21 protein-coding genes are annotated in these 22934 nt (G+C 70.4%); 15 read left to right on the top strand and 6 right to left on the bottom strand.

All coding sequences use genetic code 11. The features are described from left to right. Positions 1-196 precede the first annotated feature (196 nt). On the bottom strand, positions 197-1387 hold the full coding sequence (locus BLQ49_RS15085) for a L,D-transpeptidase family protein (protein ID WP_091716965.1): 1191 nt from the start codon (positions 1385-1387) through the stop codon (positions 197-199). A 218-nt stretch (positions 1388-1605) separates the two neighbouring features. Here BLQ49_RS15085 and BLQ49_RS15090 point away from each other — a divergent pair, with 218 nt between their 5' ends. Next, positions 1606-2736 (top strand): FAD-binding domain-containing protein, encoded by a 1131-nt coding sequence (locus tag BLQ49_RS15090; protein ID WP_244507605.1) that lies wholly within the window; start codon positions 1606-1608, stop codon positions 2734-2736. A 46-nt stretch (positions 2737-2782) separates the two neighbouring features. Here the strand turns inward: BLQ49_RS15090 and BLQ49_RS15095 are convergent, their stop codons facing one another. Both BLQ49_RS15095 and BLQ49_RS15100 read right to left on the bottom strand, forming a co-directional pair. Beyond that, complete coding sequence (locus tag BLQ49_RS15095; RefSeq protein WP_091716969.1) at positions 2783-3343, bottom strand: hypothetical protein; 561 nt, start codon at positions 3341-3343, stop codon at positions 2783-2785. A gap of 63 nt (positions 3344-3406) precedes the next feature. Next, entirely contained in the window at positions 3407-5980 is a 2574-nt protein-coding gene (locus BLQ49_RS15100; protein WP_091716971.1) for a P-loop NTPase family protein, read from the bottom strand. A 363-nt stretch (positions 5981-6343) separates the two neighbouring features. Between BLQ49_RS15100 and BLQ49_RS15105 the strand changes: the two genes are divergently transcribed. From BLQ49_RS15105 to BLQ49_RS15170, 14 genes are all read left to right on the top strand, one after another. Further along, positions 6344-7003, top strand: a complete 660-nt coding sequence (locus BLQ49_RS15105) for a cytochrome c3 family protein (protein WP_091716974.1) — start codon at positions 6344-6346, stop codon at positions 7001-7003. Beyond that, positions 7000-9960 (top strand): TAT-variant-translocated molybdopterin oxidoreductase, encoded by a 2961-nt coding sequence (locus BLQ49_RS15110; RefSeq protein WP_091716976.1) that lies wholly within the window; start codon positions 7000-7002, stop codon positions 9958-9960. Before BLQ49_RS15105 ends, BLQ49_RS15110 begins: the two co-directional genes overlap by 4 nt. Before the next feature lie 2 nt (positions 9961-9962). Further along, the gene (locus tag BLQ49_RS15115) at positions 9963-11975 is read left to right on the top strand and encodes a DUF3341 domain-containing protein (protein ID WP_091716978.1); all 2013 of its coding nucleotides are present in this window, start codon (positions 9963-9965) and stop codon (positions 11973-11975) included. Beyond that, complete coding sequence (locus BLQ49_RS15120) at positions 11972-12505, top strand: c-type cytochrome (RefSeq protein ID WP_091716980.1); 534 nt, start codon at positions 11972-11974, stop codon at positions 12503-12505. Before BLQ49_RS15115 ends, BLQ49_RS15120 begins: the two co-directional genes overlap by 4 nt. After that, positions 12502-13575: a hypothetical protein gene (locus BLQ49_RS15125; protein WP_091716982.1), complete on the top strand. Its 1074-nt coding sequence runs from the start codon at positions 12502-12504 to the stop codon at positions 13573-13575. The genes BLQ49_RS15120 and BLQ49_RS15125 overlap by 4 nt, the downstream gene beginning before the upstream one ends. Beyond that, entirely contained in the window at positions 13572-14060 is a 489-nt protein-coding gene (locus BLQ49_RS15130) for a hypothetical protein (RefSeq protein ID WP_091716985.1), read from the top strand. Before BLQ49_RS15125 ends, BLQ49_RS15130 begins: the two co-directional genes overlap by 4 nt. Beyond that, entirely contained in the window at positions 14057-15046 is a 990-nt protein-coding gene (gene coxB, locus BLQ49_RS15135) for a cytochrome c oxidase subunit II (protein WP_091716987.1), read from the top strand. Before BLQ49_RS15130 ends, coxB begins: the two co-directional genes overlap by 4 nt. Next, positions 15043-16719 carry a cytochrome c oxidase subunit I gene (locus tag BLQ49_RS15140; RefSeq protein ID WP_091716989.1) on the top strand — a complete coding sequence of 559 codons (1677 nt, stop codon included), beginning with the start codon at positions 15043-15045 and terminating at the stop codon, positions 16717-16719. The genes coxB and BLQ49_RS15140 overlap by 4 nt, the downstream gene beginning before the upstream one ends. After that, a complete protein-coding gene (locus tag BLQ49_RS15145) occupies positions 16716-17375 on the top strand; it encodes a cytochrome c oxidase subunit 3 (RefSeq protein ID WP_091716991.1) in 660 nt (219 codons plus the stop codon). The genes BLQ49_RS15140 and BLQ49_RS15145 overlap by 4 nt, the downstream gene beginning before the upstream one ends. Position 17376: 1 nt before the next feature. Continuing rightward, positions 17377-17688, top strand: coding sequence for an oxidase (locus BLQ49_RS15150; RefSeq protein WP_091716993.1), 312 nt, complete (start codon positions 17377-17379; stop codon positions 17686-17688). A 78-nt stretch (positions 17689-17766) separates the two neighbouring features. Then, on the top strand, positions 17767-18552 hold the full coding sequence (locus tag BLQ49_RS15155; RefSeq protein WP_091716996.1) for a class II glutamine amidotransferase: 786 nt from the start codon (positions 17767-17769) through the stop codon (positions 18550-18552). A gap of 163 nt (positions 18553-18715) precedes the next feature. Then, entirely contained in the window at positions 18716-19456 is a 741-nt protein-coding gene (locus BLQ49_RS15160; RefSeq protein WP_091716998.1) for a NepR family anti-sigma factor, read from the top strand. A gap of 124 nt (positions 19457-19580) precedes the next feature. Further along, the gene (locus BLQ49_RS15165; protein ID WP_091717000.1) at positions 19581-19994 is read left to right on the top strand and encodes a DUF1236 domain-containing protein; all 414 of its coding nucleotides are present in this window, start codon (positions 19581-19583) and stop codon (positions 19992-19994) included. A 131-nt stretch (positions 19995-20125) separates the two neighbouring features. After that, positions 20126-20401: a hypothetical protein gene (locus tag BLQ49_RS15170; protein WP_091717002.1), complete on the top strand. Its 276-nt coding sequence runs from the start codon at positions 20126-20128 to the stop codon at positions 20399-20401. A 4-nt stretch (positions 20402-20405) separates the two neighbouring features. Here the strand turns inward: BLQ49_RS15170 and mscL are convergent, their stop codons facing one another. The 3 genes from mscL to BLQ49_RS15185 form a co-directional block, all read right to left on the bottom strand. Then, positions 20406-20825: a large conductance mechanosensitive channel protein MscL gene (gene mscL, locus BLQ49_RS15175; RefSeq protein ID WP_091717051.1), complete on the bottom strand. Its 420-nt coding sequence runs from the start codon at positions 20823-20825 to the stop codon at positions 20406-20408. Positions 20826-20894: 69 nt separating this feature from the next. Next, complete coding sequence (locus BLQ49_RS15180) at positions 20895-21755, bottom strand: CDP-alcohol phosphatidyltransferase family protein (protein WP_091717004.1); 861 nt, start codon at positions 21753-21755, stop codon at positions 20895-20897. 9 nt (positions 21756-21764) lie between these two features. Then, positions 21765-22475, bottom strand: coding sequence for a phosphatidylserine decarboxylase (locus BLQ49_RS15185; RefSeq protein ID WP_091717006.1), 711 nt, complete (start codon positions 22473-22475; stop codon positions 21765-21767). Positions 22476-22934: the final 459 nt, after the last annotated feature.

Raw genomic sequence — 22934 nt, forward strand, 5'->3', positions numbered from 1 at the left:
GAATCTGCGGACGTCGATCCCGATCCGTTATGATCGAAACCCCGTCGCCGTTCCGGGAAGAGTGCAACGATTTCGGCAGGCCGACGGTTCGAGAGTACCGCGCGTCCCCTGCCGTACCATGAATTGGTGAGCCGCGGGCCGCCGTGATGTGCGTCTGCGCACACGGACACGGCCGTCAAGCGGGCTTCCGCATGCCTCACGGCGTTTCGGCCGACGCGACGGGGCCGGACATCGGACCGGAGAGATTCGCATGGCCGAGGGTGAGCCCGCCCAGGCCGGCGGTCAGCCAGGAGGGCAAGCCGTCGCCATAGCGCGTCGGGATCGGACCGGCGAGCGCTCCGAACGGGTCCACGGCACGCTCGTAGACCGGGATGAAGCCCGCCATCCGCCGGGGCGACAGGGTGGAGGCCGCTACCCAGGTGCTCCAGAGCGATTCGGGCACCGGGCGGGCGGCGCGGTGCCCCGGCACGACCACCACCTCCTGCCCCGCGAAGGCCAGCGCCTCGGGCCGGCTGATATCGCCGACCGCTCCGCCCCGGGCCGTGTAGGCCGCCCAGAAAGCGTTCTGGCCGCCGTCGGAATAGGTGGTCCGCACGGCCGGCTCCCCCGCCTCGGCGAGCGCCGCGATCCGGGCCTCCTCGACGGCCTGGCGCGTCGCCACGGCCGCCTCGACGGCCGGGTTCCTGGACGGCGCGAAGGCGTAGCGGCCGGCGACCACCGAGACCTGAAGCTCCTCGCGGCTCGCCTCGAACCGGTCGGAGCCGGCCTTCAATTCGCGCCAGAACGCGATGTTCGGGTCGGTCCGGTGGCGGGCCATGTTCTCGGCCGTCATCCGGAACGGGTAGGACTGGAACTGGAACGCCGCCTGCCCGCCCTTCAGGGCGTCGCGCGCGATGGCGTAGATCTCGCCGACCGTGCCGTTGGTCATGGCGAAGCAGCCCATCGACGAGCAGATGCCGTGGACCATCACGGCCGAGCCGGTGCCGCCATGCGCCCGGTCGTAGGCGTTGGGATAGCCGACGTCGAAGGACAGGTAATAGTGCGAGTTCGGGTTCATCTGGCGCTTGGGCACCGTGTAGAACCCCTCCGGGGTCTGCCGGTCGCCGCTCTTGCGCTTGGGTCCGAGCTGGCCCGACCAGCGGCAGATCGGGAAGGTCTTGATGAAGACGTAGCCGGACGGACCCTTCTTCCAGACCTCGATCTCCGATTCCTTCTTGTAGGCCCGGAACAGCACCGGCGCGCTGGCCGTGACACCCTTCTGGGCCATCAGCGCGAGGGTCGCGGCCGGGATCGGCGCCTCGGCCTTGCCGGCCTGGGCTGCGGCAGGGCTCGATGCGGCCAGGAGAGCGAGACTGGCGGCGAGGGTGATCGGGAGCGTTCGAGGCATGAACCGTCCGCACTGGATCGGCCGGAATGGCGCCGGGCGGGCATGGGGTCTCGACCTGGCGGATTATTGCGGCGGCGGTGAGGCTGCGGACCGGCCGAATTTGACGGTTTCCCCGACGGCCCCGTCTGTGGCCCGAGCCGGGTCCCGCCCGTGAAACCCGCTAGGCCCTGGGGAATGGGTCGCATCTGCAGTGCCGCAACCCGCCCTAGCTCACGGAAATGAACCGCACCTTCCCCATGACCCGCGAGGCCGGACTCGAACGACTGTCCGCCTTCCTCACGCAGGCTGGCCTCGCCTACCCTGGGGCCCGCAACAGCGACCGCGGGCCCTGTGCGCAGCCGACGACATCGGCGCTCTCGCCTTACCTGCGCCGGAGGCTGATCACCGAAGCCGAGGTGGCGGACGCGGCCGGCCGGGCGCTCGGCGATGCGGGAAGCGAGAAGTTCGTGTCCGAGGTGTTCTGGCGGACCTACTTCAAGGGCCACCTCGAGACCCACCCGGATGCCTGGGCCGGATGCTTGGCACGGGCCGCAGCGGACCGCGACCGGCTGACAGCCGAGCCGGGGCTGCGCCGCACCTACGACGACGCCGTCGCAGGGCGTACCGGCGTCGACGGGTTCGATGACTGGGCCCGCGAACTGGTCGAGACGGGGTGGCTGCACAACCATGCCCGGATGTGGTTCGCCTCGATCTGGATCTTCACCCTGCGCCTGCCGTGGGCGCTCGGGGCCGAATTCTTCATGGCGCATCTGATCGACGGCGATCCGGCGAGCAATACCCTGTCGTGGCGCTGGGTGGCCGGGCTGCACACGCGCGGCAAGCCTTACGTCGCCCGGGCCGAGAACATCAGGCGCTATACCGATGGTCGTTTCGATCCCGCCGGCCTCGACGAGGATCCGGAGGCGCTGGACGAGGCCATGCCGCCGCGGGAGGTCTCGCTGCCGCGGGCCGACGCGGCACCCGGCGGCGACGTCGCGCTGCTCCTGCATCTCGATGACCTGAACCCGGAGAGCTTCCCGCTCGGCGAAGCCAGGATCGTCCGGGTCGGCGGCCACGTCGTCCATGCGCCGGGCGCGTCCGACCGCGTGCGGGAGGCCGATGAGGCCGCGATGGCCGACGCCCTGAAGCGGGCCGCGGCGCATTTCGACTGTCAGGCGACCCTGGTCCCAGCGGACTGGGACGCGGGTTGCCCAACGGTGACAACCTGGGCGCCGGTCGGACCCTCCGCCGATGCGTTGCCGGCCGGCTGCCTCCGGGTTCGCCGTGCCTGGGACGAGGCGGCTTGGCCCCTGGCCACACGCGGCTATTCGCGCCTGCGGAAGGCCATCCCCCAGCTCATGCCGCACTGAGCCCTGAACGGCGCCGCGCGGAGCTGTGGGGCACGGCCTCGGCAGATCATGTGGGCGGTATGCGGACCGCGTGGGGACGTTCATTGCACACCTGGACCAGCTTCTCGTGCAGGTCTTTCAGGCCGGACAGGTCGACATCGTCCGTGATCGCCTCGTGCCATCTGTCGAGGATGCGGATCTGAAACCGGTGTCCGTTCAAAATCTCCGCCAGTGCGTCGCCGTCAAAGGCGATGATACCGTCGTTCTGCATGGCACTGGACGGGATCGCCGGCGTCGAGGCCGGCTTGTCGTCAATTCTGTACTGATAATTGAAGATCGAATTTTTTGGCAATCCGGTGACGACGAGGCGGTCTTTGCTCACCTGGATCCGGGACTGTGTCTTCGGTGTCAGAACGCATCCGGCCTCGCTCGTCGCGCTGCCGCTCGACCTCTTCAGGTCCCAATTGCCCTCGCTGGCCAGGGTCGCGTCGCCGGCCTGGGCCGTGGCGACAGGCGCAATCAACGCAGCCAGGATGGCCAGGACCGACGCTCTCAAAGAAATCTCCTTGGCCCGCGTGAACGCCGTCGCGAAGATCGGGCGCGCTTGACGTATGGCCACCCCGGACATGTCCGCGCATCTTCGCAGGGCAGCCCCATCGACCCGACGGCGCCCTTCGCGGGCAGAGACCGATCACGCCACGGGGACCGGCTCCGCCTCCGCGCCAACCGCCCCGGGCGCCACCACCACGGTGTTCTCCACCGCGATCACCGCGTCGAACGGTGTCACCCCGTCCAGCACCCCGGCCCCGGGCAGGCAGACGATCAACCCGCGCCCGGCCCGCACCTGCCTCAAGCCGGCGAGGCGGTCTTGCAGGCCCTCCCTCCGCTCGTCGGCCGCGATGGCGACGACCAGGATGTCGGGTTCCCGGGCCAGGCAGCGGACCAGCTCGATCGCCATCCGCTCCCGGGCGTTGATCGCGCCGTCCGCCAGCGCGCCGGTGCTGGGCTGGATCTCGACCTTGCTGTCGAGGCCGAGTTCGTAGACCGCGGCCTCCAGGCCCTCCTCGGCGAGCACGCGCCGCACCAGCGCCCGCACCCGCGGCTCGGCATTGGCCTCACCCAGGCTGATCCGGCCGAACAGCAGGTTCTCCTCCAGGCTGGCAGCCGGGTTGACCCGCCGGGGATCGTGGAACTCGACCGCGCCGGCGAGGTGGGCCGGCAGCATCCGCGCGAAGGAGCGCCGGGCCTGGACCAGCCGCGCCTCGAAGTCGGCGTCGATCAGACCGAAGCGATGGCGCGATTCGCTGTAGCGCAGGGCGAGCCCGATCAGCCGCATCCGGTCGCGTTGACCCGCTGGCCCCCGGCGCAGCGCCCCGGCATCGGGCAGGCGCACCACGAGGTCCTCGAAATAGCCGCGCTCGGCGGCCTGGAACAGCGAATAGGCGTCGAACAGGGGATGGTCGTTGGGCAGGTCGGCGAAGATCTCCACAATGCTGCGGGCGACCGACAGGCCGATCTCGGTCAGTGGCCGCACCAGCCCCTCGGCCTCCAGCACCGCCCGCAGGTAGGGATGGCGCGCGAAGCGCAGGGGCGCGAAGGCGGTCCCCACCGGCTCGCCGAACAGGATGTTCTCGCCGATGCTCGCCTGATGGTTGTAGCGATCGGGATCGAACGGCTCGACCAGGCGCTCGGCCCCCTTGGCGGCGAGCGCGTGCCGCATGGTCCGGCGGGCCGCGACGATCGCTGCCGCGAGCCGCGGCCGGGACGCGGGGTCGAGCCGCCCGGTCAGGCCGCGGGCATACACGAAGCCGTCGAGCCCGGTCAGGCGGCAGAGCCCGACGAGGGCGATGTCGTCGGGGGCGCTGCCCGGGTCGGTGCCGTAGAGGAGATTCTGCCGCAGGGAACCCGCCATGAGGATCGCCTCGCCGGCCGCGAAGGCGATGCGGCGGGCGCGCTCGGCGGGGTCGAAGCCGCGCAGGTCCGTGCCCGCGTAGGTGACGGTTCCGGCGGTCGGCTCGACTTGCCCGGCCAGCACCGCCGCCAGCGCCCGGACGCCACTGCCCCGGCTGCCGGTGATCGCGACATGGCCCGGCATCGACACGGCGACGTCGACGCCGGTCAGCCGCTCGCCGGTGACCGGGTCGAAGGCACCGACCCGCAGTGTCGCGAGGAGGCCGGACCGCGGTAGAGGCACCGGGGCTCCGGTCCGCGCCCGGCGGCCTTCGAGGGACGCGACGATGCGGGCGAGGTCGCGGAAGCGCGGGCGCACGGCCCGGCGCACCGTCCAGAGCCGCGCGCAGATGGCGGCGAGCCAGCCCGCGAGGCCGAAGGCGCCGATTGCCGCCACGAGGGACGCAGGATCGACCGGCGGCGCCGGGGGCATCCCGGGTCCCGGCGTGCGCCACAGGGCCGTGCCGACTGCGATCGCAGGCAGGATCACCGCCAGGGCCAGCGCCGGCGCCCGCGCATAGGCCAGCCGTGCCTCGGCGCGCGCCACCGTGCCGCGCATCGCGACCACGCGGGCCGCGATGCGCGACCGTTCGAGGGCGGCCGCCCCGTGGTTGCGCACGGCCGGCAGGCGGCGGACGAGGTCGTTCAGGTTCTCCTCAGCCCGCGCGCTGGTGCGCAAGCGCAGCTCCTGCCGGTCCCGGGCGCGCTCCAGCACCAGCCCGTAGGCGAGGCCGACCGCCCCGAGGCCGACCAGGGCGGCCGGGATCAGCCGGGGCGCCGCCAGGGCGGCGAAGCCCAGCGCCAGGATCAGGGCGGCGAGCGTCATCGCCGGTAGCACGATGCCGGCGGCGAGCAACCGGTCGGCCCGTGCCAGCACCTCTCCGACGAGGCGGGCGAGGCTGCGCGCCTCGTCCCGGGCTCCCGCCGGCGCGTCGAGGATCGCCCGCAGCACGCCCTCCCGCACCGCGTCGGCGGCGCGGGTCTGGGCCTTGAAGCACAGGCGGGCCACCCACCAGCCGAGCCCGGCCAGGAGCAGCGCGCAGGCGGCGATGCACAGGAAGGCTGCGAGTTCGAGCCCGGCGGGGCGCATCGGCAGACCCGGCGCCAGGACGAGTTCGCGGCCCTGCAACGGTACGGCGAGGCGCAGGAAGGCGAGCACCGGCGCCTCGTCGCGGGGCAGCACCGCCACGAGGTCGCGCAGGCACAGGATGGCGAGCGCACAGAGCGGGGCGCCGATCCCGACCGCGAGGGCCGCGGCGGCCCCGTGCAGACGCCGCGCGGCACGCCAGGTCAGGAGAAGGGGATCGGATTCCATGCGTCTCCGGAGGGGAACGGGGAGCCGTCCGCGGCGTCCAATCGAAGCGGCTCCGGGCATAGGCCTTCGCGCCGGCTGCGGGAAGGGTTTCAGAGCCTCTCAGGACACGCCCGCTGCAGCGTCGCGGACCGAAAGGCTGCCCGTAACCGGGTGTTTCACGAGGCACTCAGCTTCGTGCGACATGTCGGCCCGCCTAACTCAAGTTCTAGCCTCGGTCTAGAAACGCTCTAGGTTCAGGTGTGGGGTGCAGTGCGACGCGCGGCCCGCTTGCGACCGGGACCTGAGAGTGGGGCGAGCCTTGCGGCGATGGCTTGAGCAGAGCGAGCGCTATGTCCCGGCCGTCGACCGGCGCGGGCGTGCCTGATGGCGCAGCTATTCACCCCTGGCGCGGATGCGCTCTACCGGCTGGCGCTGATGACCGGCGTGGCGTGTTTGGTCGCGCTGCCGGTGCTGGGCGCCGGGATCGTGCGCTCGAACTACGTCACGGGCGTCGGCGTGGTGCAGCCCCAGCCGGTGCCGTTCAGCCACAAGCACCATTCCGGCGAACTCGGCATCGATTGCCGCTACTGCCACACCACGGTCGAGAAGGAGGCCACCGCCGGCATCCCGCCGACCCACACCTGCATGACCTGCCACTCGCAGATCTGGACCGGCTCGGACATGCTCAAGCCCGTGCGCGACAGCTACGCTGAGGACAAGCCGCTGGAATGGAAGCGGCTGAACAAGCTGCCGCAATACGTCTACTACAACCACTCCGTCCACGTGACGAAGGGCATCGGCTGCTCGACCTGCCATGGCGATGTCACGTCGATGCAGATGACCTACCGGGCCAACGCCTTCGAGATGAAATTCTGCCTCGATTGCCACCGAGCGCCCGAGAAGTACGTGCGCACGCCCGATCAGGTCTGGAACATGAATTGGAAGCCGCCGGCCGATCAGGCGACGCTGGGGCCGAAGCTCGTCGCGCAATACCATATCCGCGGCGGCGCGCGGCTCACCGAGTGCGGGATCTGCCACCGATGACCGGCACCCCCGACCTTGCGGCGCTCCGCGAAAAGCTCTCCGGCGGCGACGGCCCGCGCTTCTGGCGCAGCCTCGACGCCGTGGCCGACAGCCCGGAATTCCGGGATTACCTCGCGGCCGAGTTCCCTTCGGCGTCCCGGCTCGCTGCGGCGCCTGAGCGGCGCGGCTTCCTGAAGCTGATGGCGGCCTCCTTCGCGCTCGGCGGCCTGACCGCCTGCGGGGCCGGCGGCGGACGCGATTACGAGGTGCCCTACGTCAACCAGCCCGAGCGGATCGTGCCGGGGACGGATCTGTCCTACGCCTCATCGTCCGTCTTCGACGGCTTCGGCAACGGCGTGCTGGTCACGACCCGCAACGGAAGGCCGCTGAAGATCGAGGGCAATCCCGACCATCCCTGGAGCCGCGGCGGCACCGACGTGCTGGCCCAGGCTTCGGTGCTGGGGCTCTACGACCCGTTCCGTTCGCAGGCGGTGCAGCAGCTCGGCCGGCCGAGTTCCTGGGCGGCGTTCCGCGCAGCCCTGCAGGCGCAGATGCCGGCCTGGCGCGAGAACCGGGGCGAGGGCCTTGCCCTGCTGACCGGACCGGTGACCTCGCCCACGCTGGCCGCCCAGATCGCCCGGCTGCGGGCCGCCTACCCGGCGCTCCGCTGGCATGTCGGCGCGGGCGCTTCCCGCGACGGGCTCTACGAGGGTGCTCGCCGGTCCTATGGAAGGCCGCTGGAGACGCTTCCCCAGTTTGACCGGGCGCGCACCATCGTGGCACTCGACGGCGATTTCCTCGATCTCGGCCCGGGGCAGGTCGGCCTGTCCCGGCGCTGGATCGACGCGCGGCGGGCCGCCTACGCGGACGGGCGCCTGCTCACGCTCCACGCCGCCGCCCCGACCCCGACGCTGACCAGCGCCAAGGCCGACCACGGCGTCGTGGTCCCGGCCGGCCGCCTCGAAGACCTCGCCCGCGATCTCCTCGGCATGGCCAGCGGTGGTGCGGCGCTGGGGGGCGACGATCCGGTCGCCCGCTGGGCGCGCGGTGCCGGAAAGGCGCTCACCGAGGCGCGGGGCGCCGGGATCGTCACGGCTGGCCTTACCGCAAGCCCGGACCTGCACGCGCTGGTCCACCGCCTGAACGGCGCGCTCGGCAATACCGGCACCACCCTACTGCACGTGGAGCCCGCCGCCGAGCAGGGCGCCGGCACGCTGGCGGAACTGGCCGAGGCGATGGAGCGCGGCACCGTCAAGGCATTGATCGTGCTCGGCGCCAACCCGGTCTACGAGGCGCCCGGCGCCCTCGACTTCGCTGCCCGGATGGCGCGCGTCCCGCTCAAGATCCACGCCGGCCTCTATTCCGACGAGACCGGCGCCCATGCCGACTGGCACCTGCCGATCGCGCATCCGCTGGAATCCTGGGGCGATGTCCGCTCCTTTGACGGGACGGTGGGGCTGATCCAGCCGACCATCGCGCCGCTCTACAACGGCCGCACCCTGCCGCAGATGCTGGCCTTCCTGGCGGGCGGCGGCGATGCCGAGGACGCGCTCGCCCTCGTCAAGGCGCGCTGGCGCAGCGACAGTGAGGACGAGGCGGCCTTCGAGGCCCGGTTCTCGGAAGCCCTGCGCCGGGGCTTCTGGGCGGACAGCGCGCGGCCGGCCGAGACCGTGGCGCTGACGCAGGATGCCGCTCCCTCCCCCGCGCCGACCGCGCCCGCGGGCGGGATCGAGGTGCTGTTCCGCCCCGACCCGACGGTCTGGGACGGCACCCATGCCGACCTCGCGTGGCTTCAGGAACTGCCGAAGCCCCTGACCAAGGTAGTCTGGGAAAACGTGATCGCGCTGAGCCCGCGGCTTGCCGAGCGTGAGGGCGTCGCCACGGGGGACGTCCTGCGCATCGAGGCGGCTGGCCGCGCGGTCGAGGGCCCGGCCTGGATCCTGCCGGGGCAGGCCGACGACACCGTGACCCTGACCCTGGGCTACGGCCGGGACGTGCCGGATCACCTGTCCCGCGGTCTCGGCTACGATGCCGGGCCGCTCCGGCCGGTCGGCGCATCCTGGCGGCTTTCCGGGGCGAAGCTGACCAAGACCGGGCGGCGCAGCGTGCCGGTCACCACCCAGCACCTCGGCACGATGGAGGGCGAGGATCTCGTCCGCGTGCAGGCGCTCGGCGCAGCCCCGGTGGGCGACCCGAAGGGCGCGCCGGCGCCCGCCTCGTTCTATCCGCCCCCGGAAAGCCAGGACCGCTGGGTCGCGGCCCAATGGGGCATGGCGATCGACCTCGACGCCTGTATCGGCTGCAACGCCTGCGTCACCGCCTGCCAGGCGGAGAACAACATCCCGGTGGTCGGCCGCGAGGAGGTCGCGCTGGGGCGCTGGATGGGCTGGCTGCGGGTCGACCGCTACTACGCGGGCGAGCTCGACGCGCCGAGCACGCATTTCCAGCCGGTGCCCTGCATGCATTGCGAGCAGGCGCCGTGTGAACTCGGCTGCCCCGTCGAGGCGACGCTGCACGACAGCGAGGGCCTGAACCTGCAGGTCTACAACCGCTGCGTCGGGACCCGGACCTGCCAGAGCTACTGCCCCTACAAGGTCCGTCGGTTCAACTACCTCGACTATACCGGCGGCATGACCCCGGTGGAGCAGCAGCAGCGCAACCCCGAGGTGACGGTCCGCGCCCGCGGCGTGATGGAGAAGTGCACCTACTGCATCCAGCGGATCACGGCGGCGCGGATCACCTCCGCCAAGGACGCGCACGCGCCGATCCCCGACGGCGCCGTCGAGACCGCCTGCCAGGGCGCCTGCCCGACCCGGGCGATCACCTTCGGCAACGTCGCCGACCCGGGCAGCCAGGTCTCGGCCGCCCGCCGGGACCCCCGGGAATACGCGCTGCTCGGCCACCTCAACACACGGCCGCGCACGACCTACCTCGCCGGGCTCGCGCCGCCCGCGGAACCCGGCGAACGGGAGGGCTGAGCATGGCCGGTTCTGTCACGGGCGGCTCCCTGATCCGGCCCGACGAGACCCTTCAGGGCATCGGCGGCACCGTCACGGCGATCCCGCTGACCCATCCGGGCAACCGGCGCTGGTGGATCGCCTTCGCGGGGGCGGCACTGCTCCTCGGCCTGTTCCTGCTCACCCTCGGCTACCTGCTGGCCGCGGGGCCCGGCATCTGGGGCAACAACAACGCCGTCGTCTGGGCGCTCGACATCGCGAGCTACGATTGGTGGATCGGCGTCGCCTCCGGCAGCCTGCTGGTCTCGGCCGTGCTGCTCCTCCTCGGGGCGGAGTGGCGTGGGGCGGTCAACCGGGTGGCCGAGACCCTGGCGCTGCTGGCCACCGCGGCGGCCGGGCTCTACCCGATCATCCATCTCGGGCGGCCATGGTTCTTCTTCTGGAACCTGCCCTACCCCAACACCTACGACCTCTGGCCGCAATTCCGCTCGCCGCTCCTGTGGGACGCGATCGACATCGTGTCCTTCCTGGTGATCTGCGTGAGCCTCTGGTTCATCGGCCTGCTGCCGGACCTCGCGACCTTGCGCGACCGCGCGCATGTCGAGGCGATGCGCCAGCTGGATGCCAAGGCGCCGACCCGCAAGCTCGCCCTGCTGCGCGCCCAGATCTACGGCATCGTCGCCTCGGGCTGGCGCGGCTCGGCGGCCCATTGGCAGATCTGGGTCCAGGCCTATCGGACCGTGGCTCTGCTCGGCGTGCTGCTGGTGGTCTCGGTCCAGACCGGCGCCTCGGTGATGCTGGCGGGCTCGCTGATGCCGGGCTGGCACAGCACGCTCGTGCCGGTGAGCTTCCTCGTCAACGCGGTCTATTCCGGCGTCGGCGTCACGGCGGTGATCGTGATGCTGATCCGCTTCGTCTACGGCCTCGACGCCCTGGTAACCCCGCGCCACCTCGACGTGCTCGGCCGCCTGCTCCTCTGCCTCGGCTGCGCCAGCGCCTATTGCTACGCGGCCGAATACTTCGACACGTTCCTCAACGGCGACGCGCAGGCGCGCGGCGTCCTGGCCCGGCGCATGACCGGCGACCACGCCTTGATCTCGTGGACGGCGATCCTCTGCCTCGTCCTGCCGGCGCAGATCCTGTGGTCGGCACGCGCCCGGACGGCGCCGCTGGCGCTGGCGGCGGTGGGGCTTCTCGTCGCCATCGGCGCCTATGCCGACCACGTCATGGTCCTCGTTGTGACGCTGACGCAGGACTTTTTGCCGTCCTCGCGGCTGCCCTACGGGGTGGACGTCTGGGGCATCGCCACCTTCGCGGGCTCGGTCGGCCTGTTCCTGACCCTGCTGCTGCTGTTCCTGCGCTATCTGCCGGCGGTCTCGATCGTGGAGAGCCGGCGCCTCGCCCTAGCGGAGGCCCCGGCTGCGCAAAAGGCCGCGCGCGAGGCCGCATCGCGGGCGGCAGCCCGGCCTGAGGAGAACGCCGGCCCTGGACCGTTCTGGGGCGTCTCGGCGAGCTTCGCCAGCCAGGGCGACCTCGCCGCCGCGCTTCAGGCAGTCTCCGGCCTCAGCCCCGACCATGTCCACCTCGACGGGCATGGGCCCGTACCGATGCCCCGCACCCTGCGGCCCCTCGGACTGGAGGGCCGCTCGATCCTGCCCTACGCGCTCGCCGGGGCGCTCCTCGGCGGCGCTGGCTTCTACGGGATGTGCCTCTTCGCCACGGCCTACGACTATGTGTTCCTGATCGGCGGTCGCCCGCGCCTGTCTTGGCCGTCCTTCGTGGTGCCGAGCATCTCCTTCGCGATGATGGCGGGCTGCGTGGCGATCCACCTCGCGCTGCTCGTGCTCAACCGCCTGCCGCGGCTGAACCACCCGGCCTTCAACATCCCGGGCTTCCTGCGCGTTTCGGACGACCGCTTCTTCCTGACCGCGGAGGCGCGGGATGAGCGCTTCGACGCGGCGCGCATCGAGCGGCGGCTCGCGGGCCTGCCGGCCGAGGCCGGGCGCCCCCTCGAGATCCGGCGGATCCCGCGATGAGACGCGCCCTCCCCCTCGCCCTTCTCATGATGGCGCCGCTCGCCGCCTGCGGCGAGGCCGACATGGCCGATCAGGCCCGGGCCAAGACCTGGGACAAGAACCCGTTCTTCCCGCGCGAGATCACCATGCGCCAGCCCGTGGCCGGCACGGTGCCGCGCCGCGATCCCGCCGCGCCTGCGCCGCAGCCGCAGACGGTCAGCCGGGATCTGCTCGACCGGGGGCAGCAACGCTACGCGGTGTTCTGCACCCCCTGCCACGGCCAGGACGGGCGCGGGCAGGGCATGATCGTAGCCCGCGGCTTCCCGCATGCCGGCAATCTCACGGGTGAGGACCTGCGCACGGCCTCCGCGGCCGAGATCTACGACGCGATCTCGAACGGCCGGAAGGCGATGTTCGGCATGGCACAGATGATCCCCTCGGCCGACCGCTGGGCGATCGTCGCCTATGTGCGCGCCCTCCAGCTCAGCCAGGATGCCCCGGTGGCGAGCCTGCCGGAGCCCGACCGGGCCCGGCTGGAGGCGACGCGATGAGCCGCCCTACCCGCCACCCCGCCCTCTTGGGCCTCGCCGGCCTCGTTCTCCTGGCCCTCTGCCTGCTCGCGGGGGGCTGGCGCGGGGCGATGGCCTCGTATCTCGCCGCGTGGCTCGTCCTCCTGGCCCTGCCGGTCGGCGCCCTGCCGGTGGTCATCGTGGCCGAGCGTTTCGGCGAGCGCGTGAAGGCGCGCGGCGGCGTCGAGATGCTGGCGGGCCTGCGCCGGCTGATGGCGCTGATGCCGGTGGCCGCGCTTCTGGCGCTGCCGGTCCTCGCCGCCGCGGCGCTGCTCTACCCGTGGGTGAGAGAGCCGGCGCACACCCCGCTCGCCGCGCTCTGGTTCACGGTGCCGTTCTTCGTGGCCCGGGTGATCGCCTACGTCGCCGCCTGGACCTGGCTGTCCTTCCGCTTCGCCCGGCCCTTCGACGCGCCCGGCGAGGGCCGGACCGTCCCGGCGGTGGGGCTCCACGCGGTGATCGGCACCCTGTTCGTCACCGACGTGATCGCCTCCCTCGATCCGCGCCTCGACTCCACCCTTCTGGGCCTTCTGGTCATGACCGCCTGGAGCGGGCTGGCCTTCGCGGCCGCGATCCTGCTCGCCTGGGAGGAGCCCGAGCCCGTGGGCCGCGGTCGCACCGCGCCGGGGCGCGGCCGGCTGGTGCCCCTCGTGGTACTGCTGAGCCTCTGGGCCTACCTGCATTTCGTACAGTTCCTGATCGTCTGGTCGGCGAACCTGCCCCCGGAGGTGGCGTGGTACTTCGCCCGCGGTGGCTGGCTCGGGCGGGCACTATCGATCGTGGCGGGCGCCGTCGTGGTGCTGGCCGGCCTCGCGACCCTGCGGCCGGGCCGCCCGACGACCCGGATCCTGGCCGGCGCGGCGGTCGCCGTGCATGCCCTGGAGATGTTCTGGCTCGTCACCCCGGCGATCCGCGACCGGTTCGTGCTCCGCCCGAGCGATGCGCTCGCCGCTGGCGGCGTGGCCTGCCTCGCTGCCGCGCTCCGGCCGTTCCTGCGGCCGCGGGCCGACCGGGCGGCCTCGGCGGCGCGGCGTGCCGGGAGGCCGGCATGAGCGGCAACGGACCCTCCGGCCTGATTCCGGCGATCCTGGCCGGGCTGACCCTGCGCGGCAGCGGCTTCCTGAACGGACGCCCGCCGCGCCCGCCCGCCAATACGCAGCGCGATCCGAACGAGCCCGGGCACGAGACCCGGGACGTCAACGTCCGCAACACCGCCCTGGTCATGGGCGGCCTCGGCCTCACGGCGCTGGCGGTGATCGGCACCATGATCTGGCTGATGCACACCGTCGCGGCGAGCCAGCGCCGGACCCTGCCGGCGCTCACGCCTCAGCAGACCGCACGGCTCGTGCCGCCGGCCCCGAATCTCCAGGCCAACCCCTATGCCGATATCGACCGCGAGCGGGCGGCGACCGAGGCCCGGATCGCCGGCTACGGCTACCGGGATGCGGCCCAGACCCGCGCCCGCATCCCGATCGGCCGCGCCATGGAGCTGACCGTGGGCCGCTCCCTCGAACCGGTGGAGCCCGCCGCGCGATGACGCCGAGCCACGAATCCCTCCAACTCTGGCCCGCCGCGGTCTCCGCCACCGCGACCGAGACCGATCTGCTGATCCTGGCCTTCACGGTGCTGACGCTGCTGCTCACCGTGCCGGTCTTCGTGGCGATCACCTACTTTGCCGTGCGCTACCGGGAGGGATCCGAGGCGAACCGGAGCCCGTCGGGCATCCGCTCGAACCTCATCGAGATCAGCTGGATGCTGATCCCGTTCCTGCTGACGCTGATCTTCTTCGTCTGGGGCGCGAAGCTGTTCATCCAGTCGAAGAACGCCCCCCCCGACGCCATGGTGATCGAGGCGGTCGGCCGGCAATGGATGTGGAAGTTCCAGCACCCCACGGGCCAGTCGGAGATCAACAACCTGCACCTGCCGATCGGCCAGCCGATCCGCCTGCACATCATCAGCCAGGACGTGATCCACGCCCTCTACCTGCCGGCGGTGCGGATGCAGGTCGCCGCCCTGCCCGACCGCTACACCGACCTGTGGTTCAAGGCCGACAAGACCGGCACCTATCACCTCTACTGCTCGGAATATTGCGGCACCGACCATTCCGTGATGGGCGGCGAGGTGACCTTCATGAATCCCGGCGACTACCAGGACTGGCTGACCCATTCGGGCGCCCAGCAGGGCAAGGTCGCGGCGGGCCGGGCCCTCTACGAGGCCTATGGCTGCGCCGGCTGCCACGAGCCCGGCTCCGCCGTGAACGCGCCGAGCCTCGCGGGCCTCTACGGCAGCCCAGTGAAGCTCGCCGACGGCCGCACCGTCACGGCCGACGATGGGTGGTTGCGCGAGAAGATCCTGAACCCGAACGGCGACCGGCTCGCCGGCGGGGGCAAGCAAGTCATGCCGAGCTTCGCCGGCCGGATTCCTGAGGACGAACTCGGGAGGCTGATCGACTTTTTGAAATCCTATTCGCGTCCGGCCGCCGGCAAGGCCGCGGACGCGACGCCGTCGGGGACGACACGATGAGCGCATCGGGCAGCATCGGCGGCACCGCCCGCCGCGAACCCCACACCCCGGAATCGACGATCGGGCGTAAGCCCGACTACCTGCACGCGGAATCGACCCTGCGTTCGTGGTTCCTCGCCACCGACCACAAGCGGATCGCGATCCTCTATCTCGCCTCGATCACCGGCTTCTTCGTGATCGGCGCCCTGGCGGCGGGCGTGGTGCGCCTCGCGCTGATCGTGCCGGACGGCGCGATCATGACCAACGACACCTACAACAAGGCCTTCACCATCCACGGGGTGGTGATGGTCTGGTTCTTCCTGATCCCGTCGATCCCCGCGACCTTCGGCAACTTCCTGATCCCCCTCATGATCGGGGCGAAGGATCTCGCCTTCCCGAAGCTCAACCTCACGAGCTGGTACGTGTTCATGGCGGGCGCCCTGTTCACGCTGGTCTCGGTGGTGCTGGGCGGCGTCGATACCGGCTGGACCTTCTACGCCCCGCTGTCCACGGCCTTCTCGAACACCTGGGTGCTGCCTGCACTGATCGGCGTGACCATCGTGGGCTTCTCGTCGATCCTGACGGGGCTCAACTTCGTGGTCACGATCCACACCATGCGGGCGCCCGGCATGACGTGGTTCAAGCTGCCGATCTTCGTCTGGACGCACTACGCCACCAGCCTGATCTTCCTGCTGGCAACGCCCGTGATCACGACGGCGCTGATCCTGCTGATCGCGGAGCGCGCCTTCCATATCGGCGTGTTCGACCCGGCCTATGGCGGCGACCCGGTGCTGTTCCAACACCTGTTCTGGTTCTACTCGCACCCGGCCGTGTACATCATGGTCCTGCCCGGCATGGGGGTGATCTCCGAGATCGTCCCGGCCTTCGCTCAGAAGAAGCTGTTCGGCTACCGCTTCGTCGCCTACGCGTCGATCGGGCTCGCCTCGGTGACCTTCTTCGTCTGGGGCCACCACATGTTCGTCAACGGCCAGAGCGACCTCGCCTCGCTGGTGTTCTCCGCGCTCTCCTTCGCGGTGGCGGTGCCCTCGGCCGTGAAGGTCTACAACTGGACCGCCACGATCCATAAGGGCAGCCTGCGGCTCGACACGCCGATGCTCTACGCGATGGGCTATATCGGCCTGTTCGTGCTCGGCGGACTGACCGGCCTCTACCTCGCGACGCTCGCCATCAACCAGCACATCCACGCGACCTACTTCGTGGTCGCGCATTTCCACTACATCATGGTCGGCGGCACCGTGCTGGCCTTCCTCGGCGGCCTGCACTTCTGGTGGCCGAAATTCACCGGCCGGATGTACAGCGAGCCCTGGGGCCGGGTCTCGGCGCTGCTGATCTTCCTCGGCTTCAACGTGACCTTCTTCCCGCAATTCATCCTTGGCTATCTCGGGATGCCGCGGCGCTACGCGACCTATCCGGCCGAGTTCCAACTCCTCAACGTCCTGTCCTCGGCCGGCGCCACGATCCTGGCGGCGGGCTACATCTTCCCGATGCTCTACCTCGTCTATTCCCTGTGGTTCGGCCGGAAGGCGCCCGCCAACCCGTGGAACGCGAAGGGGCTCGAATGGGAGACTTCCTCCCCGCCGCCGACGCACAATTTCCTGTCCCCGCCCGAGGTGCCGCGCATTCCCTACGATTATCCGATCCAGGCCCAGGAATCCCGGGACCAGCACGGATGAGCGAGCCCCTGGCAGAGGGCGTCGGGGTCGCCCGCGTCGAGCATTTCGAGAGCGTCGCACAGCAGCGTCAAGCCGCGACGCTCGGCATCTGGGCGTGGCTCATCACCGAGCTGCTGCTGTTCTCGGCCCTGTTCCTGGTGGCGCTGATCACCCGGATCCAGCATCCCGAGGCGACCATCGCGGCGGCCAAGCACCTCAAGTTCTGGATCGGTGCCACCAACACCGTGGTGCTGATCTGTTCCTCGCTCACCATGTCGATGGCGATCGAATTCTCACGCATGGGCTGGCAGCGCGCCATGGTGCGGGCGATGCTGGCGACGGCGGCGCTCGGCGGCCTGTTCCTCGTCCTCAAGGGCTACGAGTACTACGCCGACTGGGACGAGCACATGATGCCGTTTCTCAGCCATCGGCCCTTCGCGCTGGCCGAGACGCCCGCCGCGCGGCTGTTCGTGAACCTCTACTACGTGGCGACGCTGCTCCACGCGCTGCACCTGTTCACCGGCATCGGGCTCCTGCTCGGCATGACCTGGATGGCCGCCAAGGCCGGGTTCCTGTCCCGCCACCAGAACTGGATCGAGGTCTACGGCCTGTACTGGCACTTCATCGATCTGGTCTGGATCCTCGCCTTCCCGATCCTCTACGTGGTGAATCGGTAGGATGCAGAGCCCCCTCGCAGCTTCGAGCGCCGACGACCGCGCCCTGCTCCGCAAGCGCCTCCGTACGCCGGTTCTCACCTTCCTGGCGCTGCTCGCCCTGCTCGCCGTCAACGTGACGCTCGGTGCCACCCTGCCCTTCGCGCAGGTCTGGATCGTCGAGCTTCTCGTCGTCGCCGTGATGGTGGCGCTGATCCTCCTCGTCTCCATGGAGGTGATCCACGAGCCGCCGCTGATCCGGTTGTTCTCCGGGCTCGGCTTCTTCTGGGTCGCCATCATGGTCGGGATGACGCTGACCGACTATCTCGCCCGCTGACCCGCGCGAAAGCCGTTGTCGGGACGGCCGAACACTCCTACACGTCGCCGCTTCCCCGCATGGCCCGGTTGAGAGACGATGTGCGAACTGCTCGGCATGAGCGCCAACGTGCCGACCGACATCCGCTTCTCCTTCGCGGGCCTCGCCCGGCGCGGCGGCGAGACCGGGCCCCACGCCGACGGCTGGGGCATCAGTTTCTACGACGGCCGCACCTGCCGCAGCTTCCACGAGCCGGAGCCGAGCGCCCGCTCGCAGCTCGCCCGGCTGCTCCGCGACATGCCGATCAAGAGCCGGATCGTCGTCGCCCATGTCCGCAAGGCCAACCGCGGACGGGTCAGCCTGGAGAACACCCATCCCTTCAGCCGGGAATTGTGGGGCCGCCGCTGGACCTTCGCGCATAATGGCCAGCTCAAGGGCGTGAAGCGGCTGCCGCTCGGCGGCTTCATGCCGATCGGCTCCACCGATAGCGAGCACGCCTTCTGCTGGATGCTCGGCCGCCTGCAGGACCGCTACAAGGCCCTGCCCCGGCCTGAGACCCTGGACCGGGCCGTCGCCGACCTCGCGGGGGAGCTGCACGGGCTCGGCGTGTTCAACATGCTGCTGACCGACAGCCGCACGCTCTACGCCCATTGCGGCAAGCGCCTCTGCTACCTCACCCGCCGCGCGCCCTTCGGTAAGGCCACCCTGATCGACGAGGATTGGCAGGTCGATTTCGCCCGGGAGACCACCGAGAACGACATCGTGACCGTCATCGCTACGCAGGCGCTGACCCGGGACGAATGCTGGACCAATCTCGCCCGCGGGGACGTCCTGACCCTGCGCGATGGAGCGATCCGCCTGTTGAGACCGGACAAGTTATCATAAGTGAAGTCCGGTCGAGGGTGCACGCCCGCGCTCGATGCGCTAGAACGCCGGTAACAGGAGCGCATCGGCCTGACGTCGCCCTGATTTCGGGCCAGCAAGCGATCCGACTCGACCCTTTTAGGACCACAGGTCGAGCCACGATGAGTTGACGAGTGCAATACGCATGACCCGCGACGACACCGACACCGTCCTGTCCCAGGAGGACGCGACGCGGGATGGCCGCCCGAACCTGAACGCCGGCATCCGCACGCATCTCGGCGAGCATCTGCGCACCGTCTACGAGCGGATCGGGGAGGAATCGCTCCCGTCCCGCTTCGCTGAGCTGATCGAGCAGCTGGAAGCCGCACTCCGCGCCAGGGGCGAGGCGATCGAGCCGGAATTCCGCAACGGCCTGCTGGCGGCTGTGCCGTCCCTGCGCGCCTTCGCGCTGTCGCTGACCTCGAACCCGGCCCGGTCCGACGACCTCGTGCAGGACACCCTGCTGAAGGGCTGGCAGCACCGTGCCCGCTTCCAGCCGGGCACCAACCTGAACGCGTGGCTGTTCACCATCCTGCGGAACATCTTCTACTCGGATCACCGCAAGCGGGTCCGCGAGGTCGAGGATCAGGACGGCTCCTACGCCGCGCGCCTCGCCACCGCCCCGCATCAGGGCGACCGGCTCGACGTCGAGGATCTGCAATCGGCGCTGGCCAAGCTCCCGCCGGACCAGCGCGAGGCCCTGGTGCTGGTCGGCGCGGAGGGGGTGTCCTACGAGGAGGCCGCTGCGATCATGGGCTGCAAGGTCGGCACCGTGAAGAGCCGCGTCAGCCGCGCCCGGGGCCGCCTGGCGGAACTGCTCGGCTACGACGAGGAGGATCTCGGCTCCGACCGGTTCATCCAGTCGGCGATGCCCAAGGACGCATAAGGCCGCGTTAGCCTTCAGCGGTCCTCCGCAAAAAGGGATGCATCCGATTCCGGGTATCGGACGTTACCGGCCCGAGCTTCGCCGCGTGATTGCGGCGGAACGCCACGGAACGGAGCAATCCCGTATGACCATCAAGACCCTCATCGCCGCCTCGGCCCTTGTCCTGTCGCTGCCGCTCGCCGCCCAGGCTCAGGGCACCATCCCGGGTGCCGAGCGCGGCGCGGCCGCAGGTGCCGATGCGGCCGGCCCGATCGGCGGGATCGTCGGCGGCGCCGTCGGTGCGGCCACCGGTACGGTGGGCGGCATCCTCGGCGTCGATATGGCGCCGCGCTTCCGCAGCTACGTCCGCGAGCGCAACGTCCGCTCGTACGATTACGACGGCCGCGTCGCCGTCGGCTCGACCCTGCCGTCCGCGGGCGTGACCTACTATGACGTGCCGAGCGAGTACCACGTGCAGCCGGGCTACCGCTACACCGTGGTGAACGACCGCCCGGTGCTGGTCGACCGCGGCCATCGCATCGTCGAGGTCATCGACTGATCCTGCGGGCCGGTCCCGCGCTGGCCCATGGACCCTGGAGCCTCGCTTCGGGGTCCGTCCCGTAAATACGGCTGTCGAGCAACGCTTCATCCGACCAGCCGTTGATAGGCGGTTCGACCCACGAGGCGACCATGAACGACAACCCCCATGAACCCGGCGCCGTGCTTCCCGAGCCGGTGCGCGACCATCTCGGACAGCAACTCCGCGGCGTCCTGCCGGTGGAGGCCGACAAGCCGCGCTTCCTCGGCGACGACCCCGTGCCCGAGGTGTTCGAGCCGCAGATCCGCAGGCTCGAGACCCGGCTGAAGACCCACGAGGAGGGCACCGAGGCGGTGGGCCAAGCCCTCGACCAGATCCTCGACGCGCTGGGCGTCAAGCCCGGGGAGCAGGGCCAGCGCGGGACTTGAGGGTTCAGATCCGCGGCTTCTCCGCCAGCAGGTCCCGGATCTCCGACAGCAGCTTCACGTCGGCCGGCACGGCCTCCGGCTCCTTGGGCTGTGCGTGCTGCAGGCGGTTCATCGCCCGGATCACGAGGAACAGCACGAAGGCCACGATCAGGAAGTTCAGCGTCAGGGTCAGGAACTGGCCGTAGCCGAGGACCGCGCCCTGCTTCTTGGCGTCCACGTAGGGCAGACCGGCCTGCACCTTGGACGAGAGCGGGATGTAGTAGTTCGAGAAGTCGAGCCCGCCCGTGACCGCGCCGATCACCGGCATGAAGATGTCCTGGACCGCCGAATTCACGATCGCCCCGAAGGCGGCGCCGATGATCACGCCGACCGCGAGATCGACCACGTTCCCCCGGAGCGCGAACTTTTTGAATTCCTCGAGCATCTCCGAATCCTCCTCGCCGGATACGGCCAAGGTAGGCAAGGTAGGGGCGGATCGCGCGACGACCAGCGGTTACTCCGACGTCGCGGCCGCGGGCCGGTCCTCCGCCACGGCCGCGGGCCGCTCCTCGGTGCCCGCGGCCTGCTCCGCCTTGAGCCGACGGCGGTACTGGGCGGCGACCACCGGGATGGTCAGGAGATAGCCGGCGCTCACCGTCACCAGCGCCTCGAACGGGTAGCTGATCAGGATGCCGAAGGCCGCCACCCCGAACAGGAAGATCGGCAGAACGAGGCTGCGCGGCACGCGCTTGCCCATGGTCTTGCCCGAGTAGGTCGGGACCGTGGAGACGACGAGGAGCGCGATGCACAGCACGTAGATCAGGATCGCGGGCGCCGCCCAGCGCTCGAGGCCGAAGCCGAGGAAGTGCAGGTAGAGCGGCAGCATCGCGGTGAGCGCGCCGGCGGGCGCCGGCATGCCGACGAAGAAGTCCTTCTTCCATTCCGGCCGGTTCGGATCGTCCAGCATCGCGTTGAAGCGGGCGAGCCGCAGCGCCATCGCGATGGCGAAGATCAGCGCCACGATCCAGCCGAGCGACTTCAGGTGAAACAGCACGAAGCCGTAGAGGATCAGGGCCGGGGCACAGCCGAAATTCACGAAGTCGGCGAGCGAATCGAGTTCCGCCCCGAAGCGCGAGGTGCCCTTGAGCAGCCGTGCCACCCGCCCGTCGATGCCGTCGAGCACGCCAGCCACCACCACGGCGATGACGGCGGGCTCGAACTTGCCCTCGAAGGCGAGGCGGATCGCGGTCAGCCCGAGGCAGAGCGCCATCAGGGTGATCATGTTGGGCGCGATCATCCGGAACGGCACCGGCTTGAACCGGCGCGGGCGCGGCTCGTTCGGATCGGGCGCGAAGGGCGGGAACAGATCGTCCATGGTCGGGCTCTAGATCCGCTTGAAGACGCGATCCGGACCGCCGCCGAGATCGGCCAGCACGGTCTCGCCGGCCACGGCCTTCTGGCCGAGGCCGACCAGCACGGTCGTGCCAGCCGGTAGGTAGACGTCCACCCGCGAGCCGAAGCGGATCAGCCCGAACCGCTCGCCGACGCCGAGCACGTCACCCGCCGAGACGAACCCGACGATCCGCCTGGCCACCAGCCCCGCAATCTGCACCACGCCGACGCGCTTCGGGGCGCCGCCATGGGTCGTCTCGATCACCATGCCGTTGCGCTCGTTGTCGTCGCTCGCCTTGTCGAGCTCGGCGTTGAGGAACAGGCCGGGCGTGTAGTGGATTTGGCCGATCCGTCCCGAGACCGGCACCCGGTTCACGTGGCAATCGAACACGTTCATGAACACCGAGACCCGCAGGGTCGGCACCTGGGGCAGGTCGAGTTCCGGCGGCGGCAGGACGGTGGCGATGAGATTGACGCGCCCGTCCGCGGGGGAGACCACCAGCCCATCGGCCACCGGGGTGACGCGCTCGGGATCGCGGAAGAAGTAGCAGACCCAGAGGGTGAGGATCAGGAAGATCCACCCGAAGAATTGGGAGAAGTAGCCGGCCAGCACCGTGAGCACGATGCCGATTAGGATGAAGGGGTAACCCTCCTTGTGGATCGGCACGAGCGTCCGGCGGATCGTCTCGATGAGGTCGGTCATTGTTTTTTTCGGACTCACGGGGCCGCGGGGGCGGACAGGCGGATGGCAGCCCGCCGGGCCGGCGTCAACTTTCCGGGGGTCGCGGGCACGGCCCCGATCCATGTGCCATCGTCCCCGCGCGCTTCTGGCGCCGGGGGCATGGCTGAGGAACAACACGCGGGACGCGGGACGCCGCGGGAACCCAGGTGTCGGCCAGATACGCGCGGGATCCGATCCCCGCGGCGCCCGCGGCATCGCGCGGGCATGGTCCCCGCCCGGTGCCGTCTTTCTCGTCGCGGTGTCTCCGGCGATCCCGGTCCTGCGCCGCGCTGTCTGACGGTCTCGGACGCGGTAGCACCGCCGGAACCCGCACAGCCTCGTGGCCTTCCAGCCGTCCCCCGCCTCGTAGTGGACGGGTCCGCAGGATCCTCAGGTTCGGCCCAGAAGCGGGTCGGCGCGGGGGCATTTCCGCACCCCGCC

Source organism: Methylobacterium phyllostachyos (genome assembly GCF_900103445.1).
In the GTDB taxonomy this organism is placed as follows: Bacteria; Pseudomonadota; Alphaproteobacteria; order Rhizobiales; family Beijerinckiaceae; genus Methylobacterium; species Methylobacterium phyllostachyos.